Source organism: Haloferula chungangensis (genome assembly GCF_042664875.1).
GTDB classification, from domain to species: domain Bacteria; phylum Verrucomicrobiota; class Verrucomicrobiia; order Verrucomicrobiales; family Akkermansiaceae; genus Haloferula; species Haloferula chungangensis.
In genome coordinates, this window is the sequence record NZ_JBHTBS010000021.1 from 1 (window position 1) to 16,009 (window position 16,009).

The window sequence follows — 16,009 nt, forward strand, 5'->3', positions numbered from 1 at the left end:
AGTGGGTAACGAGTCACGCGCTGAGGCATTCGTTTGCGACGCATCTCTTGGAGGCGGGGGTGGATTTGAGGAGGATCCAGGAGTTGTTGGGCCATCAGGACATTACCACCACAGAAATCTATCTGCACGTGGCGATGGGGGTGAGCGGTTTGGGGGTGACGAGTCCGCTGGATGGGTTCGAGGCCGCTGTGCGGCAGTGACGAGTGAGAAGTAGAAAGTAGAAAGTGAAAGGCAGCGCCTCACGCGGTTCCCCGCGGTTCGATCTGAATATTTTTGGACCAAGATGGATGGGATGGATGGGATGGATGGGATGGATGGGATGGATGGGATGGATGGGATGGATGGGATTCTCCGCCGCCAAGGCTGTGGCGGGACAGGTGGATCGGATTTTGGAGGCGTTGAGCTCGGCTTTAGGCGGGAATTGAGGTCGACCATGATGATTATTGAGATCGTTGGATTTCGTTGCCTTCATCCTATCGATCTCATCATGCTGGTCCCATTCCTTCCCTTGCTTGATCGCTTGAGGGAAAGGCACGGGATTGGGGGGGGGCTTGGTTCTACTTGATAACTGAAGTTGGAGTCCATTGGACTGAGTGCTTCTGGGTCTGCGGAAAGGCAGGAGATTAGGGCCAGCGCTAGGCGTCCGATCGGTTGCGCGGACTAAGGTCGCTGCGCCGAAAGGGCTCTGTGGCGTTGCTTCACGTCGCGTAAAAGGCTGCGCCTCACGCGATCAGCTTAGGCGCGCACGCGATTAGTGGGGTGAGTAGGAATGTCGGGGAATAAGATAGTAAGGTTCTTCAGGGTTTCTTTTTCCCCGGCTTCTTGGAGAAGAGGGGGGTGAGTTTGTCTTTCGCGGGCTTGAGCTGATTCTCGGGAAGTCGCTCGATATCGCGGGCGATTCGGAACCACTCCCGGCTCATTTTGGCGACGCGTTCGGGGTGCTCTTTGGCGAGGTCGTCGAGTTCGGTGGGGTCGTCTGTTAGGTTGTAGAGTTCCCAGCGGCCGCCTTTGGCGGAGACGAGTTTCCAGTCGCCCTGACGAAGGGCGCGGTCGGTGGAGAAGTGGAAGTAGAGTTGATCGTGGGCGGTGCGGGTTTTGCCTTTGAGAACGGGCAGGAGGGATTTTCCCTGAAGGGGGTCGATGATGCGCGAAGCGACTTTTTCGGGATACTCGGCGCCGCTGATTTCAAGGAGGGTGGCCATGACGTCGATGAGGTGGCCGGGCTCGCTGACGACGGTGTCTTTGGTTTCGAGGTGGAAGGAGGTGGGGACTTTGGCGATGAGGGGTGAGCTGATACCGCCTTGATGCTGGTTCTGTTTGTAGAGACGGAAGGGGGTGTTGCCCATGTGGGCCCAGCCGGTGTCGTAGCACCAGTAGGAGTCGGGATCCCAGGGCTCCTTGTTTTTTCCGCGGGTGCGGTCGAAGGGGCAGGCGCCGTTGTCGCTGCAGAAGAGGATCAGGGTGTTATCGTAGAGGCCCTTTTCCTTGAGGTGGGCGACGAGGCGTCCGACGTTTTGATCGAGGAGATCGACCATCGCGGCGAAGACTTCCATGCGACGTGCTTGCCAATGCTGCTCTTTCTTCGAGAGCGAGTTCCAGGCGGGGACATGGTCGGGGCGGGGGGAGAGTTGGTGTTTGTTAGAGAGAATACCGGATTCGAGTTGGCGCTGGTAGCGGCGTTTTCGGAGGACGTCCCAGCCTTGGTCGTAGCGGCCGTGGTATTTTTGGACGGTTTCCTTCGGGGCTTGCAGCGGGTAGTGGGGGGCGTTGAAGGCGACGTAGAGAAGGAAGGGGTCTTGCTTGGCGGGGGAGGCGAGGTGTTCGTCGATGAAATCGGTGGCGAAGTCGATGTTGGCGTTGGTGGTGTAGAAGGGTTTGCCGTTGAGGGTCTTCGGGACGGTCCAGTGTTTGCCGTCGAGGCGGAAGGTGTCGTCGCCGGTGAAGAAGTTGGTGGCGCCGGAGAGGTGGCCCCAGTAGCGCTGGAATCCGAAGTCGGTCGGTTGTTTGGAGAGATGCCATTTTCCAACCATCATGCAGTGGTAGCCGGTGGGGGTGAGCGCCTCGGCGATGGTGGCACCTCGGGAGAGTTCTTCGGCTCCTGCCTGGTCGCAGTAGAGACCGGTGAGCAACGAGACGCGCGAGGAGTGGCATTTGGCGGTGCTGTAGAACTGGGAGAAGCGCATCCCTTCCCTGGCGAGCGCGTCGAGCTGCGGCGTTTCGATTTCCGAGCCATAGCAGGAGATGTCGGAAAATCCGAGGTCGTCGGCCATGATCAGGACGATATTCGGGCGCGGACTTTCGGCGGCGATGCCGAGGGAGCCTAGGGCGGAGAGGATGGAGACCAGGGGCTTCATGATGAGCTGGGGGCTTGCGGGCATACGTCGGGGAAAGGCGGATGTTTGCAGTGATCCGGGGCGGAGATTCCGTTCGGTTGGTCTTGGGATGAGTGGAATACAAGATGGTCAGAAACAGAGGGATGGAGGAGGTGGGGAGTCACGATTGGGCAGAAAAATTCAGTTTATTGATAACACTCGGGTCTTTCGTGGCATTTCAGAGGGTGGAGATCAGTGCTAAGATTCGCGGATCTGAGGAGTTTCCATGGATGAGATCCTGAGAAGGGGTCCCACTCTCCTTTTGCGCTCCATTTGGTTTCCTGAACCCTTGAGAAAACTCAAACATGCCATGTCCAAAGTCCCATTAAGTATTTTAAAAGCACAAGAAGCGGTTGCGCTTCGTCAGCAACGCAAAGCATCGGTCGCCAGTATCTTCGTCGCCTTTCTGGTAGTGGCGCTCGTGATGCTCATTCTGGCGCTCGTTTTGCTGCCATCGTGGATAAAGGAGGAGACGGTGATGGTGTCTTACCAGATGCCGGTGACGATGAATGAGGAGCTTCAGGAAAAGACCTTTTCTCAAGTCCGCTCCAAGCCGTCAGCGCCCTCGTCAGCGATGACCAAGGTGATTGCGGCGAATACGAGTTCGCCGATGGCGATTCCCGTGCCTGAGACGGAGTTCACGGAGCCCTCGCTCGATTTTGGAACGGGCGATGATTTCGGTGCCGGATGGGGCAGCGGATCAGGGGACGGCACCGGCGGAGGGGGCACGACTTTCTTCAACCAGACGGTGACGGCCGAGCGCGTGGTTTACGTGATCGACTATTCGGCCTCGATGAAGGGTGATCGGGATCGCCTGATGCGGAAAGAGCTCACCAAGTCCGTTGAGCAGGTCAAGGTGGGGATGCAATTTCAGATGATCTTCTTTGCCGGGCCTTCATGGGTGGCGGCGAGCGAGGTGAACATGGCGAAAGGAAATCGCTCCGCCGTGGTTTCTCTGCAGGGAGAAGAGTATGACTGGAAGGGCGGGAAAGGCGCGCACAACTGGAGCCCGTCCGGCAAGAAGCAGAAAGCCGAGTGGCTCCCCGCGAGTCCGAGTACTCGGAATGAAGCACTGAAGCTGGTGAAGGATACGCGGCTGATTTACGGAACGAACTGGGAGAACCCGCTGGATATGGCGATTGCGATGGAACCACCACCTCAGATGATTTTCTTCATGACCGATGGGGTGGTCGGGGGCGATATGGTCGCGCTTGCGAAGCGGATCGGCCATCGGGCCAAGACCAAGGGGATCACGATCAATACCGTAGCAATGATGGAACCCCGGGCTGCGGCGGCGATGAAGGAGCTGGCGAAGCGCACGGGCGGCCAGTTTTCAATGGTCGAGAAGAACGGTAAGGTGAGAGTGATGAAGCTGGATTGATGCGGCTCATGGTTGGGATTCATTTCGGAGTCTTGACGGGCGATGAGATCCCCGGTGAGCTTCGGGTCCAGACGGACTGCCATTCATGACCCGCCGTATTCTCATCGCTCCCGATAAATTCAAGGGCTCGCTTACCGCCCTGCAGGCGGCTGAGGCGATTGCCGCAGGGATTGCGCTGTTAGATCCTGCGGCGGAGTGCGACCTATGCCCGATTGCGGATGGTGGCGAGGGCTTCATGGAGTCGCTGGCGGCGGCACTCAAGGGGCGATGGATTCCCTGTCCGGCGGTGGATGCGCTCGGCCGGGAAATTGACAGCCGCTATGTGCTGGCGGAAACTCCGGAGGGTCCGCTTGCGGTGATGGAAATGGCGGAGACGGCGGGCATGTGGCGATTGAAGGCCGATGAGAGGAATCCGCTGGTGGCGACCACGCGTGGGGTTGGCCTTCAGATGGCACATGCTGTTAGGGAGCATGGGGTCCAGCGGATTATTCTGGGTCTGGGAGGGAGCGCCACGAATGACGCGGGGTGTGGTATGGCCTCGGCGATTGGGGTGAACTTTCTGAATGATGAGGGAAAGGAGATCGATCCGATCCCAGTGAATCTCGAGTGTTTGAGTCGCGTTGATATCGGTCGACGCATGGTGCTTCCGGAAATCACGGCGGCCTGCGATGTCGATAATCCCTTGCTCGGAACCACGGGGGCGACGTCGGTTTTTTCGGCTCAGAAGGGAGCCAGTGATGAGGCGAAAGTGACTCTGGAAGGAGCCTTGGAAAAACTTGTCCAGTGCAGTGGTGGAGAGCTGAAGTCGGTGACGCCCGGAGCGGGAGCGGCAGGGGGATTGGGCTTTGGTTTGCTGCAATTTGCCGATGCGAAACTGGTCTCGGGCTTCGAGCTCCTGGCGGATCTGACGGGTCTCGAAGCACGCGTGCGTGCGGTCAATCATGTGGTCACCGGTGAGGGCTCGATCGATTTCCAGAGTCTGTCGGGCAAAGGTCCGGTGGCGCTGGCGAGGATGGCCCGCTCTCATGGGGTAGCCGTCACGGGCTTCTGTGGAATGTCTGACGAGGTGGCCCGCGAGAGCGGGATATTCGATTCCCTGCACGCGCTCGCCGATGGCGGACTGCCGCTTGAAACCCTCATCGAGCGGGCTGGGCCCTTGCTTACTGAGATGGTGCTGAACTCGCAATTTTTCGAAGCGCGGACGCGATGAGGAAACGTTAGTTCTTTTTCGTCTGAGTGTAGAGCCACTCGAAGACTTGCGGATCATTTGCGAGCTTCCAGTGGATGTTGTTGTGCGCCGAGTCCTGGATTCGATTGAAGCGGTATTCCACGCCGTCGGCTTTGAAGCCGCTTTGCATGGCCTCCGCTTTCGAGCTGTCTCTTTCCGGTGAATAATAACTCCACATCGGAGTTTTTACTTTCCCGACCCACTTTTCATCTGGTCCGCCATCAGCGAAGACGGCAGCCGCATAGAAGTCGGGTCGGCTCTCTAACATCTTCGCGATTCCTTGAGCGCCCTGCGAGTAGCCCGAGAGGTAGATGCGTGTCCGATCGATGGGGAGATTGGCCACCAGATCATCGACCAAGGCTTCAAGTTTCGCCGTCTGCTTGCCCCATGTTTCCGGGTCGGGTGGGCAGGTGGGAACGCAGACGACGCCAGGGTGATCGCCATAGAAGCCGTCGGCCACAATCCTCTGGGGGGCGATCTCGACTTTGCCCGCTTTCACATCATCTGCGCGGGCGCTGGCTCCGTGAAGATGGATGAAGAGCGGGACCTCCGGGCCGGCTTTTTTTCGGGTCGCATCCTTTCCGATGTAGAGTTGGAACAGCAGGCTCGCTTCCGTCGCGGGAAACTTCACCCACTCATCCTTCACGGCGTCGGCATATTTTCCCTGCTTGAAGCCTGCGGCGCGAAGCTCGGTGTCACCGTCCGTTTCACGGAGGGATTCGACAAAATCCTGATCCTCCTTCGAGAGGAGCGCGAGCTTGATGGTAACGAGTTTTCCATCGCGTCGGACCACGATCTGATTCTCATCCACGCGCACGAGTTCCGCCGTGATTGCCCGGCCGTCGGCGGAGGACCAGTCGCGGGTCGTGCCGACCTGTGCGAGGAGCGCGGGGGTCAGGAGCGCGGACGCGAGGAAACCGAGGAAGAGTCGCTTCATTCCGATGAATGCTAATGGTCATCGGCTGACATGCCAAGCCGTGAGGAATGGGTTCGCTTTTGTGCAGCTGATTACCGAGTGAGTTGCCGCTCCATGATGATATGAGGAATGCCGACTTCGGTGAAAATCCTGCCTTCCGCGAGGTAGCCGCATTTCTCGTAAAACGAGCGGACCGAGACGCGGGCGTGTAGCCTCAGGCGCTCGATGCCTTCGCGGGCAAATTGTTCGGAGATCTCTGTGAGCAAGCGGCTCCCCATGCCGTTTCCCTGCTGGTCTTCGTGGACCCACATCTGACGCAGTTTGATTGTCTTATTCTCAGGAGGGCAGCTGATCAGGCCGGCGATGATGTGGGATCCGTCGCGGAGAACAAAGTGCCGCTGGCTTGACTCATTGACAGTATCCTCATCGCTCAAGTTGATGCCCAATGGGCGCCTCGAGATTCGATCCCGGTGAATGAGCACTTCCCTCCAGGCCGGGCTGAGGTGGGGGATTTCGTGGAAACTTATCATCGTTCGGCTCGCCGGGTTATGGGCTGGTCGGCGGGAGCTGACAAATCTCATTCGGAGATTTCGTGGTCCGGGGTTCGACGCCGGTGCGGGAAACGCTTGTGCAGGAGGGGCGGCTGTGATTTATCCCCGGCCAATCCACAGGCCTGCACGACTCAACCGTCGTCGTGGCCGTTCAATGAGCACGAGCCATTTTGATTTATCATCAGTCGTCGTCGAAGGTTTGCGGGAGAAGGGATGGGTCTGTGTGCCTGACTTTCTCGAGCATTTCGAAGGTGTACAACTTGCCGAAGATGGCATGGCGGCCTGGGAGGATGGGGATTTCCGCAAAGCTGGCGTCGGGAGAGGCGCGGCCAAGGTGATCCGTGAGGACATCCGCCGTGACCACGTGCGCTGGTTGGAGCCGGGATCGATGAGTGCTGCGGAAAGCCGCTACATGGAGCGCTTGGAAGAGCTGCGTCGGGCGATCAATCAGCAGCTCTTTCTGGGGCTCTTTGACTTTGAAGGCCACTTCGCGGTGTATCAGCCGGGAGCCTTTTATAAGCCTCACCTTGACCGGCACCGGGAGACGATGGACCGGGTGGTGACGGTGATTCTTTATCTCAACGACGGCTGGATGCCGGAGCATGGAGGTCAGCTGAAGCTCTGGACGACGCCCGGCGACAAGCTAGGCGAAGCGGAGATCCTGGATCCACAGCTGGGCACATTGGTGGCATTCCTTGCCGGAGACCACTGGCATGAGGTGCTGCCGGCTCACGAAACGCGCATGAGCATTACCGGGTGGTTTCGTGTGCGGGGGAGTTGAGTGAAAGCCGTTCCGAAGGTTGACGTATTTTCACTCGGGCTGATCACTTCCGATCGGCTGCGTCTTCGCTGAGAAAGCGGGCAACGAGCTGCAGCCGGGCTTCATCGAAGAACTTCTCGCCGCCATGTTGTCCGCCCTGAATGGTGACCATTTCACAGGGGACTCCGATTTGTTTGCAAGCCGCTTGGAGTTCGATGGACTGTTCGATGGGCATTTGCGGGTCCGCGTCTCCGTGGATGAGAAGGACCGGGGGGTCGGACTTGTCGAGTTGTTCGATCGGGCTTGCGAGTTTCGCCAGAGCGGGTTTCTCACGGGGAGATCCCCCGAGCAGTAACTTCAATGCCGGGACACGGACTTTCAGGCCATGGGGAGTCGATTGATCGAGGATCGAGAGCAGATTGGACGCTCCGAAGAAGCTTACGACGGATTGCACATCGGAAGAAGTTTCGAGTTGATGGCCGACCTCTCCTTCGTGGGCAGGGCTGCCATTGGTGAGTCCTACGAGTGCAGCGAGATGCCCCCCGGCCGAGATGCCGGCGATACAGATGGACTCGGGATCGATCTGATACTTCCGTGCATGGAACCTGAGATGCCGGATGGCCGCCTTGAGGTCGTGAACATTTGCGGGGAACGGAGCTTCGGTGCTGAGGCGGTAATCGACACTTGCGATGGTGAATCCTTTTTCGACCAGGGCCTTGATGGGAACCGAGTCTCTTTTGCCAGCTCGCCATGCGCCGCCGTGAACCCAGACAATCAAAGGCCGATGGGCTGCGGCTGTCTGGCTATCGGGTCGGTAGATATCCAGTTTCAGCTCCCTTTCTCCGAGCTTCGCAAAGGTCACCCCTTTCTCGCTTGGCTCACTGCCGGGGAGAATGCCGCATGTCAGCAAGCTCAATGCTATAACCCGGATCATCTGGTGGTTGGTGGATCGTTTTTCGACAAGGTCTGAGAGGTGAGATGGTCTGAAGGGAGCTTGTTCGTCCTGCTATTCCGGTTTTACGAAGTGCAGGCAGTAGTTCTCCTTGAGTCCGGGGAGATCGAGCCTGGCCTCGAATCGGAAGCCCGCGTCCTCGAATTCCTGACGGAAAACATCTTCGCCTGCCCGCACGTGGTTGAGGGTCCATTCGTTCGAAACGCCATCGATCCGGATGAAGTCGATAAGGATGATGCGGCCGCCGGGTTTGAGGGCCTGGTGCAGGGATGCGAGGCTTGTTTTGGGAAATTCAAAGTGATGATAGACATCGCATAGGAAGGCGAAGTCGATGGATGCGGGAGGAAGCGAGATTGAGTCCTGAGGGCAGAGGACGGTGGTGATGTTGTTCTGCTTTTCCTGGGCGGCCCGGGCTTGGATGTGCTCGAGAAAACGCCCGTTGATATCCACGGCGTAGACCCATCCCTGCTCGCCAACGGCATTCGAAAACAGTCGGGTGTAGAGTCCCGTTCCGGCACCAATATCAGCCACCTTCATGCCGGGCTTGATTCCGCATGCCTTGAGGATCTCTTCACGCTTGTGGAAAACTTCGCGGGATTCGACTTCGAATCGTTTCAGCCACTCGTCGACTTGGAGTTCCGGGTCGAGGTAGCGGGTGTTGATGCCGGGTTTGACGCTCTCTTCTCCAGATCTGGGGGCGCTCTGGGCAGCGAGTGGTAGGAGTGTAGCCAGCAACAGGAATGAAATAATGCGGATCATAGGAGACAGCATGCCGAATGACGGGGGCTCTGGCGAGAAGCTAGAGAAACAAGTTTCGATCCAGCGAGCGGTACTGAATCGCCTCCAGAATGTGGTTCGGCGCGATGTCTTCGGCGGCTTCGAGGTCGGCGAGGGTGCGGGCGACCTTGAGAATGCGGTCGTGGGCGCGGGCCGAGAAGTTGAGCGTTTCCATGGCTTGCTCGAGGTAGGAGGAACTTTCGGAATCGAGTTGGCAGCAGGCACGGACCTGGCGGGGGCCCATGGCGGCATTGGTGATGGTCTTGCCGTCCCGGAATCGCCGGTACTGGATCTCACGAGCAGCGAGGATGCGCTCGCGGATCGAGGCGGAACTCTCGCCTTTCGCTTTGGAGGAGAGTTCCTGATATTCGACGATCGGGACTTCGACGTGCAGATCGATGCGGTCGAGAAGCGGTCCGGAGATGCGCTGGCGGTAGTTCTCGATCTGGCGCGGCGAGCAGCGGCACTCCCTTTTACTATCTCCATAGTAGCCGCAGGGGCAGGGATTGAGGGCGGCGACCATCATGAATCGTGCCGGAAAGGTCAGCGAGCCGGCGGCTCGGGAAATCGTGACGTGGCCGTCTTCGAGCGGTTGACGGAGGACTTCAAGAGTCTGGCGACGGAACTCGGGCAGTTCGTCGAGAAAGAGCACGCCGTGGTGGGCGAGCGATACTTCTCCGGGGCCGGGATTGGTGCCGCCGCCGAGCAGTCCGGCATCGGAAATAGTGTGATGCGGAGCCCGGAAGGGACGCGTGGTGAGGAAGGCTTTTTTCGTGTCGAGCAAGCCGGCAATCGAGTGGATTTTCGTGACGTCGATGGCTTCCTGTTCGCTCATCGCCGGCATGATCGTCGGCAGACGTTTGGCGAGCATCGATTTTCCGGTTCCAGGCGGGCCTGTTAGAAGGATGTTGTGGTTTCCGGCTACGGCAACTTCCAGTGCGCGCTTGACGTGGTGCTGGCCTTTGACTTCGTCGAAGTCGACGTCGTAGGTGGATTGGCTTTCGAAGAAGGCGCGGCGGTCGAGGTGATAGGCCTGGATGATTCCGTCGCCATTGAGGAAACACCAGGCCTGGTGGAGGTTCTGGATGGGGAACACATCGATGCCCTCGATGACGGCGGCTTCGGCGGCGTTGGCTTCCGGGACAAGGAGGCGGGTGCGACCGCGGGCTTTGGCCTCGATGGCGATGGGGAGCACGCCTTTGACCGGACGGACGGTGCCATCGAGGGCCAGCTCGCCGACGATGCAGCAATCCTCGGTGGGCAGCGGCGTTTCGCCTGCGGCCACGGCCATGGCGAGGGCGATCGGGAGGTCGAAGGAAGGACCTTCTTTCTTAAGGTCGGCGGGGGCGAGGTTGACGGTCTTGACGCCCTTGGCGAGACACATTGCGGAGGCGGTGATGGCCGAGACGACCCGTTGCGATGACTCGCGCACGGCGGCATCCGGCAGGCCGACGATGACGACTCGGGGCTCTTCGGAGCTGTGGGCGCTGACCTCGACTTCGACCTCGATGGCATCGACGCCACGCAGGGCGGCAGAATAGAGACGGCTGATCATGTGAACAGCTTCAAGGCTGCCGGTTTTGACCAGTCAAGGCAAGGTTGGAGTTGCACGGCTTAGGGGAGGGATTTTCTCGCGTCCCGCAGTGCCTTATCGAAATCCTTGCCGGGAGAGCCGCTGTAGGCGACTTCGCCATCGGGGGTGATGATGATGGCGCAGGGCCAGGTCTTCATCTTGAGTTGGGGAATTTTTTTCGGGTTGTGAAAGACGGGAAGTTTAAGTCCGAGGTCGTCGGCCACGGATTCGGCGAGCTCCTGCTTATCGTGCCGGTGGACGATGACCGCGGTGGCGTACTTTTTCTTGCTGCGCATTTCCTTCTCGAAGGCGGGGACGGCGGTCCTGCACGCGCCGCAGTGGGCTTCCCACAGATGAACGACGAGGAGTTTGCCCTCGAGGTCGCTCTGAGTGAGGGCTGGTTTGCCGACAATCTGAGTGCCGAGATCATCGAGTTTTACGGGATCGGCGAGAAGTGGTAATACAAGTGCTGCGGATAGGGATATGATTCTAGCAAACATGTCTGACAGACTAGATGGTTCAGGGTGGCGTCGGCAAATCAAATTCATGATGAGGCCAAACGGGATTCAGAAATGACCGCTGATGAGGCTTGGGTATCCGGTGATCCTGTGGTTTTACTCCGGCATGTCCGAGTGGGTGCATCGTGTGTTGGCAGATAGGTTTCCGACGATTGAATCGGCGGTGTCTGAGATTGCGGCTTTGAAGGCGCAGTTGGAGCTTCCAAAGGGAGTGATTCATGTGATTTCCGATATTCATGGTGAGGCAAAAAAGCTGCGCCACGTGATCAACAATGCTTCGGGCCGCCTGCGGCCGTTGGTGGAGGAGTTGTTCGAGGATTCGCTGAGTGATGAGGAGTTCCGCGAGTTTCTCAACGTGCTCTATTATCCGGCGGAGATTCTGCAGATCAAATCGGAGGCGCTCGATGATGATGAGGAAGCGCGTTATCAGTGGGTGCTTGCGACCTTGACCCGCCAGTTCGATCTGATCCGTGTGATGATTCGGAATCGTCGGCGCAAGACGGTCAAACTGATGGCTCCGAAGCAGAATCGCGAGTTGTTCGAGGTGCTGCTGAACTATCCGGCAGGCGGCCATGCCGAGGTGTTTCTGGAAGTGCAGCTGCGCGAGATGGTGAAGCGTCGTCTCGGCTTTCCGGCGATCCGGAATGCATCGCGCTTCATCCGCAACCTAACCGTCGAGGAACTGGTCGTGGCAGGCGATCTCGGAGATCGCGGACCGCGGCTCGACCGGGTGGTGGATTACCTCTTGCCCATCCCGAATGTCTCGCTGATCTGGGGAAATCACGATGTGAGCTGGATGGGCGCTTGTCTCGGGCAGGAGGCGCTGATCGCCTTGGTGCTGCGGATTTCACTGCGCTACCGCAGGCTCTATCAGCTTGAGGAAGGTTATGGTCTTTTGACGAAGGCATTGGAACAGCTGGCGAATACCGCCTATGCTGATGATCCGGCAGAGCATTTCATTTCAAAGAGAACCGGTGAGCGTGATCCGCTGCTCATTGCCCGGATGCACAAGGCGGTGGCGGTGCTGCAGTTCAAGCTCGAAGGGCAGCTGGTGGAACGCCACCCGGAATGGGAGATGGATGATCGGAACCTGCTCAAGAAAATCGATTTCGAGAACGGCACGGTGGAATTGAAGGACGGCGTCTTCCCGATGCGGGATACTCATTTGCCGACCATTGATCCGCAGGACCCTAACAAGTTGTCGGAGGAAGAGCAGCAGTGCATTGATCGCTTGAAGGAATCGTTCATGACTTCGCCGCGCCTGTGGCATCACATGCAGTGGATGGCAGAGCGCGGCCAGATGGCGACGGTGCGCGACAAGGCGGTGATCTTCCATGCGTGCCTGGCGGTGGATGATGAGGGTGAGTATCTGCCTCTGACCATCGACAACAAGGAGCGCCGCGGCCCCGAGCAGTTCGAGGCGCTCAACCGGGTGATCAAGCGGGCCTTCCGCGCAGGCACCCGAGCGACGGAGGAGGATAAGGACTGGTTCTACTATCTGTGGGCGGGTCCGAAGTCGCCGCTTTTCGGCAAGGATCGCATGGCGACTTTCGAGACCTATTTCGTCGCAGATAAATCGACGCACAAGGAGATCAAGAACCCGTGGTTCAAATGGATTCACGATTTCAATTTCTGTGACAGGATCTGCAGACAGATGGGCGTTGAGGAAGGTGGGATCGTGGTCAATGGGCACGTGCCGGTGAAGGTGGAGGCGGGGGAGAGCCCGCTGAAGGACGGAGGGAATGCCGTGACGATTGATGGCGCATTTTCCGAAGCCTATGGCGACCGGGGGTTCACGTTGATTCTCGGTCCGGAAGGTGAGGTCCTGGCGGAGCATCATGCCTTTCCTGATCCGATTGCGGCGGTGCGGGAAGGTGAGGATCTGATTCCGACGCGCACCATGCTGCGCGAGTACGAGCGTCCACGATTGGTTGGTGACACCGAAGTCGGTCAGGGAATTCGCGAACAGATCCGGGTGCTGGAGGAGATGGTGGAAGCCTACGAATTTGGTGACCTTCGGGAAGGGCAACGGTGAAAACCGGTCCCTTGTGGCAAGGTGCGGGATCGGAATATGCCGCCCTGGCACCTCTCGACGACGCATGGTTTCAGAGGGCGAAAGAACTTTCCGAATAAACTGAGGCGGGCATTCGTCTGAAAAAGCGGCCTTTCGTTTCGCGGGCCGCAGTCTATCTTAATGCCATGAAAAAGGAGTTCGTCGTCCCCATACTGCTGATGTCGCTGGTTGTGGCGGCACCTTCCGCGCCCAAGCGCTCGCTTTTGGATGATGATCCGGAGGTGATCTATCTGGAAGAGCACGTCGAGAAGCCGATCGAGCTGCTGGTGATCAAGGAGGCTCAGGTCTTTTCCGACAAGGAGGGCAAGCGCCCGCTGGGAAATTTGGTGAAGGATCAGAAGGTGCTTCTCCAGGCGATGACGGATCGGGCTTACCGGGTGTCGGCGCAGACGGGGGGCAACAAGGTGACGGGTTGGGTCGCACCCTGGGCCTTTGCTTCGAAAGACCCGAAATTCGTGGAGAACCTGAAGGCGCTCTATGATCGGCAGATGGAAGTGGCGAAGCTGGTGGCGGAGAACCGCGCGGCGATCGGGATGACACTGGAGGAGGCTGGCAAGGCGCTCGGTTCACCTAACAAGACGAAAGTTCGCCAGACAGCCAAGGGGCGAAGTGGCAAGTGGGAGTTCGTCGATTATGAGGAAGTCCGGCACTACACCTATGTGCGCGATCCGGTAACGGGTCGGAGCTTCCGGCAGTTTTCCCACGTGACTCAGGAAGAAATCGGCAAGACGGTGATCGAGTTTGAAGACGATGTCGTGACGGCGATTGAGCAGACCGAGACCGATGAGGGCGCGGGAAGAGTCAAGATCGTGATCCCACCGGTGGTATTCGCCTGGTGAAGGCAGGGCGATCAAGTTAGGGAGAGAATCGGCTCCCGCTGAATTTTTTCGGACCAAGATGGATAGGATCCCCCGTCGCCAAGGCTATGGCGGGACAGGTGGGTAGGATTTTGAAATCATTGCCCTCAGTTCAGGCTAGAATTGAGGTTCAACCATGACGATCATCACCAGGATAATTGGATTTCGTTGTCTTCATTCTATTGATCCCATCCATCGTGGTCCAATTTCTTCCCTAGCTTGATCGGCCTGCTGGTGAAGGGGTGGAAATTGAGTGGTAAATCCGGTAGCGAGTCCTAGGCTTCCGGCTATGGCTGGACTTTCGGCGAAACAAAAATACCTGTTCTATGTCGAGCTGGAGAAGCTCGTTGAGGCGGGCTTCGGGATCAGAGAGGCCGCAGGAGTTCTGTTAGAAAGCAGGCCCTCGGGTGGGGAGCGGAAGTTGTTGGAGGATTTGCTCGCGGGACTGGGGGAGGGACGAAGCATCGCGGAGTCGTTCCAGGGGAAGGAACTGACGCAGATGGAACGCTGCATCATTGCGGCGGGAGAGAAGGGCGGAAAGCTGGGGCCGGCGTTCAAGCATTTGGCAGACTATTTTGAGCTCGTAGCGGGGGCGCGAAGGGATGCCCTCAAGGCGATGATCTATCCGCTGGTTCTGCTGCATCTTGGACTGCTGCTGGCGGCGATTCCTTCGGATGTGATGAGTGGGGGCATCGGTGCGGCTGGGGTTTTGAAGAGCTTGGTGATTTCCCTGCTGGTGACTTATGCGCTGATTTTTGGGGTCGCGATGCTGGTGATGGGGCTGTTGCGGATGGCGCCTAACAATGCGGCGGTGGATCGCATGATCAATGCAGTGCCGATGATTGGCGGGGCACGGAAGAAGCTGGCGATGGCGCGCTTTACCAAAGTCTATCATGCGGGACTTCTGGCCGGGCTTTCGATGGGGGAGACGGCGACGATGGCGGGTGATGCCTCGGCCAGCGGTGCGATCCGTGAGGCGGCGAAGCGATTGAAGTCCACAGCGAAGGAGGGGAATGCGCTGGGTCCGGTATTTCTCGCGGAAAAGGCATTTCCGAGGGCTTTCGCGAAGTCGTATGCGACGGCGGAGGAGTCAGGGATGTTAGATAAAGACTTGCTGCGCTGGGCGAAGTTGTTCGAGGACGAGGCGGCGAGCCGTGTGCGGACCTTGTCGGTGGTGCTGCCGAAATTGGGATATGCGCTGATCGTGGCCTTTGTAGTGTGGAAGTTGGTGAGTTTCTACTCGGGGTACTATGGGAGTCTGGAGGAGCTGGGGATTTGAGGTAGGTCCTGCGGTTCGTGGCTGCCCGTACGCCAATAGCGCATCGGCAACCCTTCCAGCAAGTAGTCTGACTCCACCACCTGGCGCGAGCGGAAATCTCGCCGGTCTCCTTGGGCAGCGTTGTATCAAATGAAGGTTGTCGATGTTCTAGGACTAATGATCCTCGTTGCCGGCGTCGTTTCGATTGCCGTTGCTTGCTGCAGTGGATTGTTTTGGTTCATTCAAGGGGATCCAAGGTATCTTGAGTTAGCATTAGCTTCCGGTTGTGTGTTCGTGGTGGCGGCTACCTCCGCTACGGGTCTCTTGCTAGTTATCCGGTGGTTCCAGCGATGAACCGCCTCAACCCGATCGGCGGGGCCGGGCGGGCGATGGTCGAGGGCGTGCTGAGCCGGGGATCGTCACCGTCGAAGGCCAGCCTGCCACGGTGACCGGGATCCCGGGGACGAACACCTTCACCTTCCGCCGCGAGATCGCCGTGCAGGAGGGCGCGAACAGCTTCGGCATCGCCGCCACCGAACCGCACGACGCAGAGCTACAGCGTGCAGGTCGGCGGCACGCAGACGAGCTACGGCTACGATTTGAACGGCAACCTGCTGTGGGAAAAGGACCCGGGCGGCACGGTGCTGCGGAGCTTCGAGTGGGACGCGGCGGATCGGCTGAAGGCGGTGAACTGGGGCGCGCAGCGGGTCGAGTGGAGCTACGACGCGATGGGCCGGAAAGTCAGCGAGAGCGTCAACGGCACGCTGTCCCGGCGCTTCCTGTGGGACGGCA

Annotated in this window: 14 protein-coding genes and 1 pseudogene; 8 read left to right on the forward strand and 7 right to left on the reverse strand. The window is 58.7% G+C overall.

Annotated elements, in window-relative coordinates; all coding sequences use genetic code 11:
• On the forward strand, nt 1-200 hold a 200-nt coding region (locus tag ACFQY0_RS20500; RefSeq protein ID WP_379716689.1), incomplete at its 5' end, for a tyrosine-type recombinase/integrase.
• A 597-nt stretch (nt 201-797) separates the two neighbouring features.
• On the opposite strand, the gene ACFQY0_RS20505 is transcribed toward ACFQY0_RS20500, so the two are convergent.
• Nucleotides 798-2,354: an arylsulfatase gene (locus tag ACFQY0_RS20505; protein ID WP_379716692.1), complete on the reverse strand. Its 1,557-nt coding sequence runs from the start codon at nt 2,352-2,354 to the stop codon at nt 798-800.
• 328 nt (nt 2,355-2,682) lie between these two features.
• Between ACFQY0_RS20505 and ACFQY0_RS20510 the strand changes: the two genes are divergently transcribed.
• Entirely contained in the window at nt 2,683-3,753 is a 1,071-nt protein-coding gene (locus tag ACFQY0_RS20510) for a vWA domain-containing protein (RefSeq protein ID WP_379716695.1), read from the forward strand.
• A gap of 85 nt (nt 3,754-3,838) precedes the next feature.
• Nucleotides 3,839-4,963, forward strand: a complete 1,125-nt coding sequence (locus ACFQY0_RS20515) for a glycerate kinase (protein ID WP_379716698.1) — start codon at nt 3,839-3,841, stop codon at nt 4,961-4,963.
• Between the two features lie 7 nt (nt 4,964-4,970).
• Here the strand turns inward: ACFQY0_RS20515 and ACFQY0_RS20520 are convergent, their stop codons facing one another.
• Together ACFQY0_RS20520 and ACFQY0_RS20525 are read right to left on the reverse strand one after the other, a co-directional pair.
• Complete coding sequence (locus ACFQY0_RS20520) at nt 4,971-5,918, reverse strand: carboxylesterase family protein (RefSeq protein WP_379716701.1); 948 nt, start codon at nt 5,916-5,918, stop codon at nt 4,971-4,973.
• Nucleotides 5,919-5,989: 71 nt separating this feature from the next.
• On the reverse strand, nt 5,990-6,427 hold the full coding sequence (locus tag ACFQY0_RS20525) for a GNAT family N-acetyltransferase (protein WP_379716704.1): 438 nt from the start codon (nt 6,425-6,427) through the stop codon (nt 5,990-5,992).
• Nucleotides 6,428-6,602: 175 nt separating this feature from the next.
• Between ACFQY0_RS20525 and ACFQY0_RS20530 the strand changes: the two genes are divergently transcribed.
• Entirely contained in the window at nt 6,603-7,229 is a 627-nt protein-coding gene (locus ACFQY0_RS20530; protein WP_379716707.1) for a 2OG-Fe(II) oxygenase, read from the forward strand.
• 43 nt (nt 7,230-7,272) lie between these two features.
• Here the strand turns inward: ACFQY0_RS20530 and ACFQY0_RS20535 are convergent, their stop codons facing one another.
• The 4 genes from ACFQY0_RS20535 to ACFQY0_RS20550 all read right to left on the reverse strand — a co-directional run bounded on the left by ACFQY0_RS20535 (nt 7,273) and on the right by ACFQY0_RS20550 (nt 11,010).
• Nucleotides 7,273-8,142 (reverse strand): alpha/beta hydrolase fold domain-containing protein, encoded by an 870-nt coding sequence (locus ACFQY0_RS20535; RefSeq protein ID WP_379716710.1) that lies wholly within the window; start codon nt 8,140-8,142, stop codon nt 7,273-7,275.
• A gap of 72 nt (nt 8,143-8,214) precedes the next feature.
• Nucleotides 8,215-8,919, reverse strand: a complete 705-nt coding sequence (locus tag ACFQY0_RS20540; protein ID WP_379716713.1) for a class I SAM-dependent methyltransferase — start codon at nt 8,917-8,919, stop codon at nt 8,215-8,217.
• 40 nt (nt 8,920-8,959) lie between these two features.
• Nucleotides 8,960-10,492 (reverse strand): YifB family Mg chelatase-like AAA ATPase, encoded by a 1,533-nt coding sequence (locus ACFQY0_RS20545; protein WP_379716716.1) that lies wholly within the window; start codon nt 10,490-10,492, stop codon nt 8,960-8,962.
• 59 nt (nt 10,493-10,551) lie between these two features.
• A complete protein-coding gene (locus tag ACFQY0_RS20550) occupies nt 10,552-11,010 on the reverse strand; it encodes a TlpA family protein disulfide reductase (protein ID WP_379716720.1) in 459 nt (152 codons plus the stop codon).
• Between the two features lie 82 nt (nt 11,011-11,092).
• Between ACFQY0_RS20550 and ACFQY0_RS20555 the strand changes: the two genes are divergently transcribed.
• The 4 genes and pseudogenes from ACFQY0_RS20555 to ACFQY0_RS20570 form a co-directional block, all read left to right on the forward strand.
• On the forward strand, nt 11,093-13,063 hold the full coding sequence (locus tag ACFQY0_RS20555; protein WP_379716723.1) for a fructose-bisphosphatase class III: 1,971 nt from the start codon (nt 11,093-11,095) through the stop codon (nt 13,061-13,063).
• A gap of 164 nt (nt 13,064-13,227) precedes the next feature.
• The gene (locus ACFQY0_RS20560) at nt 13,228-13,941 is read left to right on the forward strand and encodes a hypothetical protein (RefSeq protein WP_379716726.1); all 714 of its coding nucleotides are present in this window, start codon (nt 13,228-13,230) and stop codon (nt 13,939-13,941) included.
• Between the two features lie 307 nt (nt 13,942-14,248).
• On the forward strand, nt 14,249-15,238 hold the full coding sequence (locus tag ACFQY0_RS20565) for a type II secretion system F family protein (RefSeq protein ID WP_379716729.1): 990 nt from the start codon (nt 14,249-14,251) through the stop codon (nt 15,236-15,238).
• Nucleotides 15,239-15,777: 539 nt separating this feature from the next.
• Nucleotides 15,778-16,009: pseudogene (locus tag ACFQY0_RS20570) on the forward strand (hypothetical protein); the annotation flags it as partial.

Excerpts from the sequence above, each read along its gene's own strand:
- ACFQY0_RS20520 (WP_379716701.1), bottom strand. The coding sequence starts at position 5,918 with ATGAAGCGACTCTTCCTCGGTTTCCTCGCGTCCGCGCTCCTGACCCCC.
- ACFQY0_RS20560 (WP_379716726.1), top strand. The coding sequence starts at position 13,228 with ATGAAAAAGGAGTTCGTCGTCCCCATACTGCTGATGTCGCTGGTTGTG.
- ACFQY0_RS20555 (WP_379716723.1), top strand. The coding sequence starts at position 11,093 with ATGAGGCTTGGGTATCCGGTGATCCTGTGGTTTTACTCCGGCATGTCC.
- ACFQY0_RS20530 (WP_379716707.1), top strand. The coding sequence starts at position 6,603 with ATGAGCACGAGCCATTTTGATTTATCATCAGTCGTCGTCGAAGGTTTG.
- ACFQY0_RS20535 (WP_379716710.1), bottom strand. The coding sequence starts at position 8,142 with ATGATCCGGGTTATAGCATTGAGCTTGCTGACATGCGGCATTCTCCCC.
- ACFQY0_RS20545 (WP_379716716.1), bottom strand. The coding sequence starts at position 10,492 with ATGATCAGCCGTCTCTATTCTGCCGCCCTGCGTGGCGTCGATGCCATC.
- ACFQY0_RS20525 (WP_379716704.1), bottom strand. The coding sequence starts at position 6,427 with ATGATAAGTTTCCACGAAATCCCCCACCTCAGCCCGGCCTGGAGGGAA.
- ACFQY0_RS20505 (WP_379716692.1), bottom strand. The coding sequence starts at position 2,354 with ATGAAGCCCCTGGTCTCCATCCTCTCCGCCCTAGGCTCCCTCGGCATC.
- ACFQY0_RS20515 (WP_379716698.1), top strand. The coding sequence starts at position 3,839 with ATGACCCGCCGTATTCTCATCGCTCCCGATAAATTCAAGGGCTCGCTT.
- ACFQY0_RS20565 (WP_379716729.1), top strand. The coding sequence starts at position 14,249 with ATGGCTGGACTTTCGGCGAAACAAAAATACCTGTTCTATGTCGAGCTG.
- ACFQY0_RS20540 (WP_379716713.1), bottom strand. The coding sequence starts at position 8,919 with ATGATCCGCATTATTTCATTCCTGTTGCTGGCTACACTCCTACCACTC.
- ACFQY0_RS20510 (WP_379716695.1), top strand. The coding sequence starts at position 2,683 with ATGTCCAAAGTCCCATTAAGTATTTTAAAAGCACAAGAAGCGGTTGCG.
- ACFQY0_RS20550 (WP_379716720.1), bottom strand. The coding sequence starts at position 11,010 with ATGTTTGCTAGAATCATATCCCTATCCGCAGCACTTGTATTACCACTT.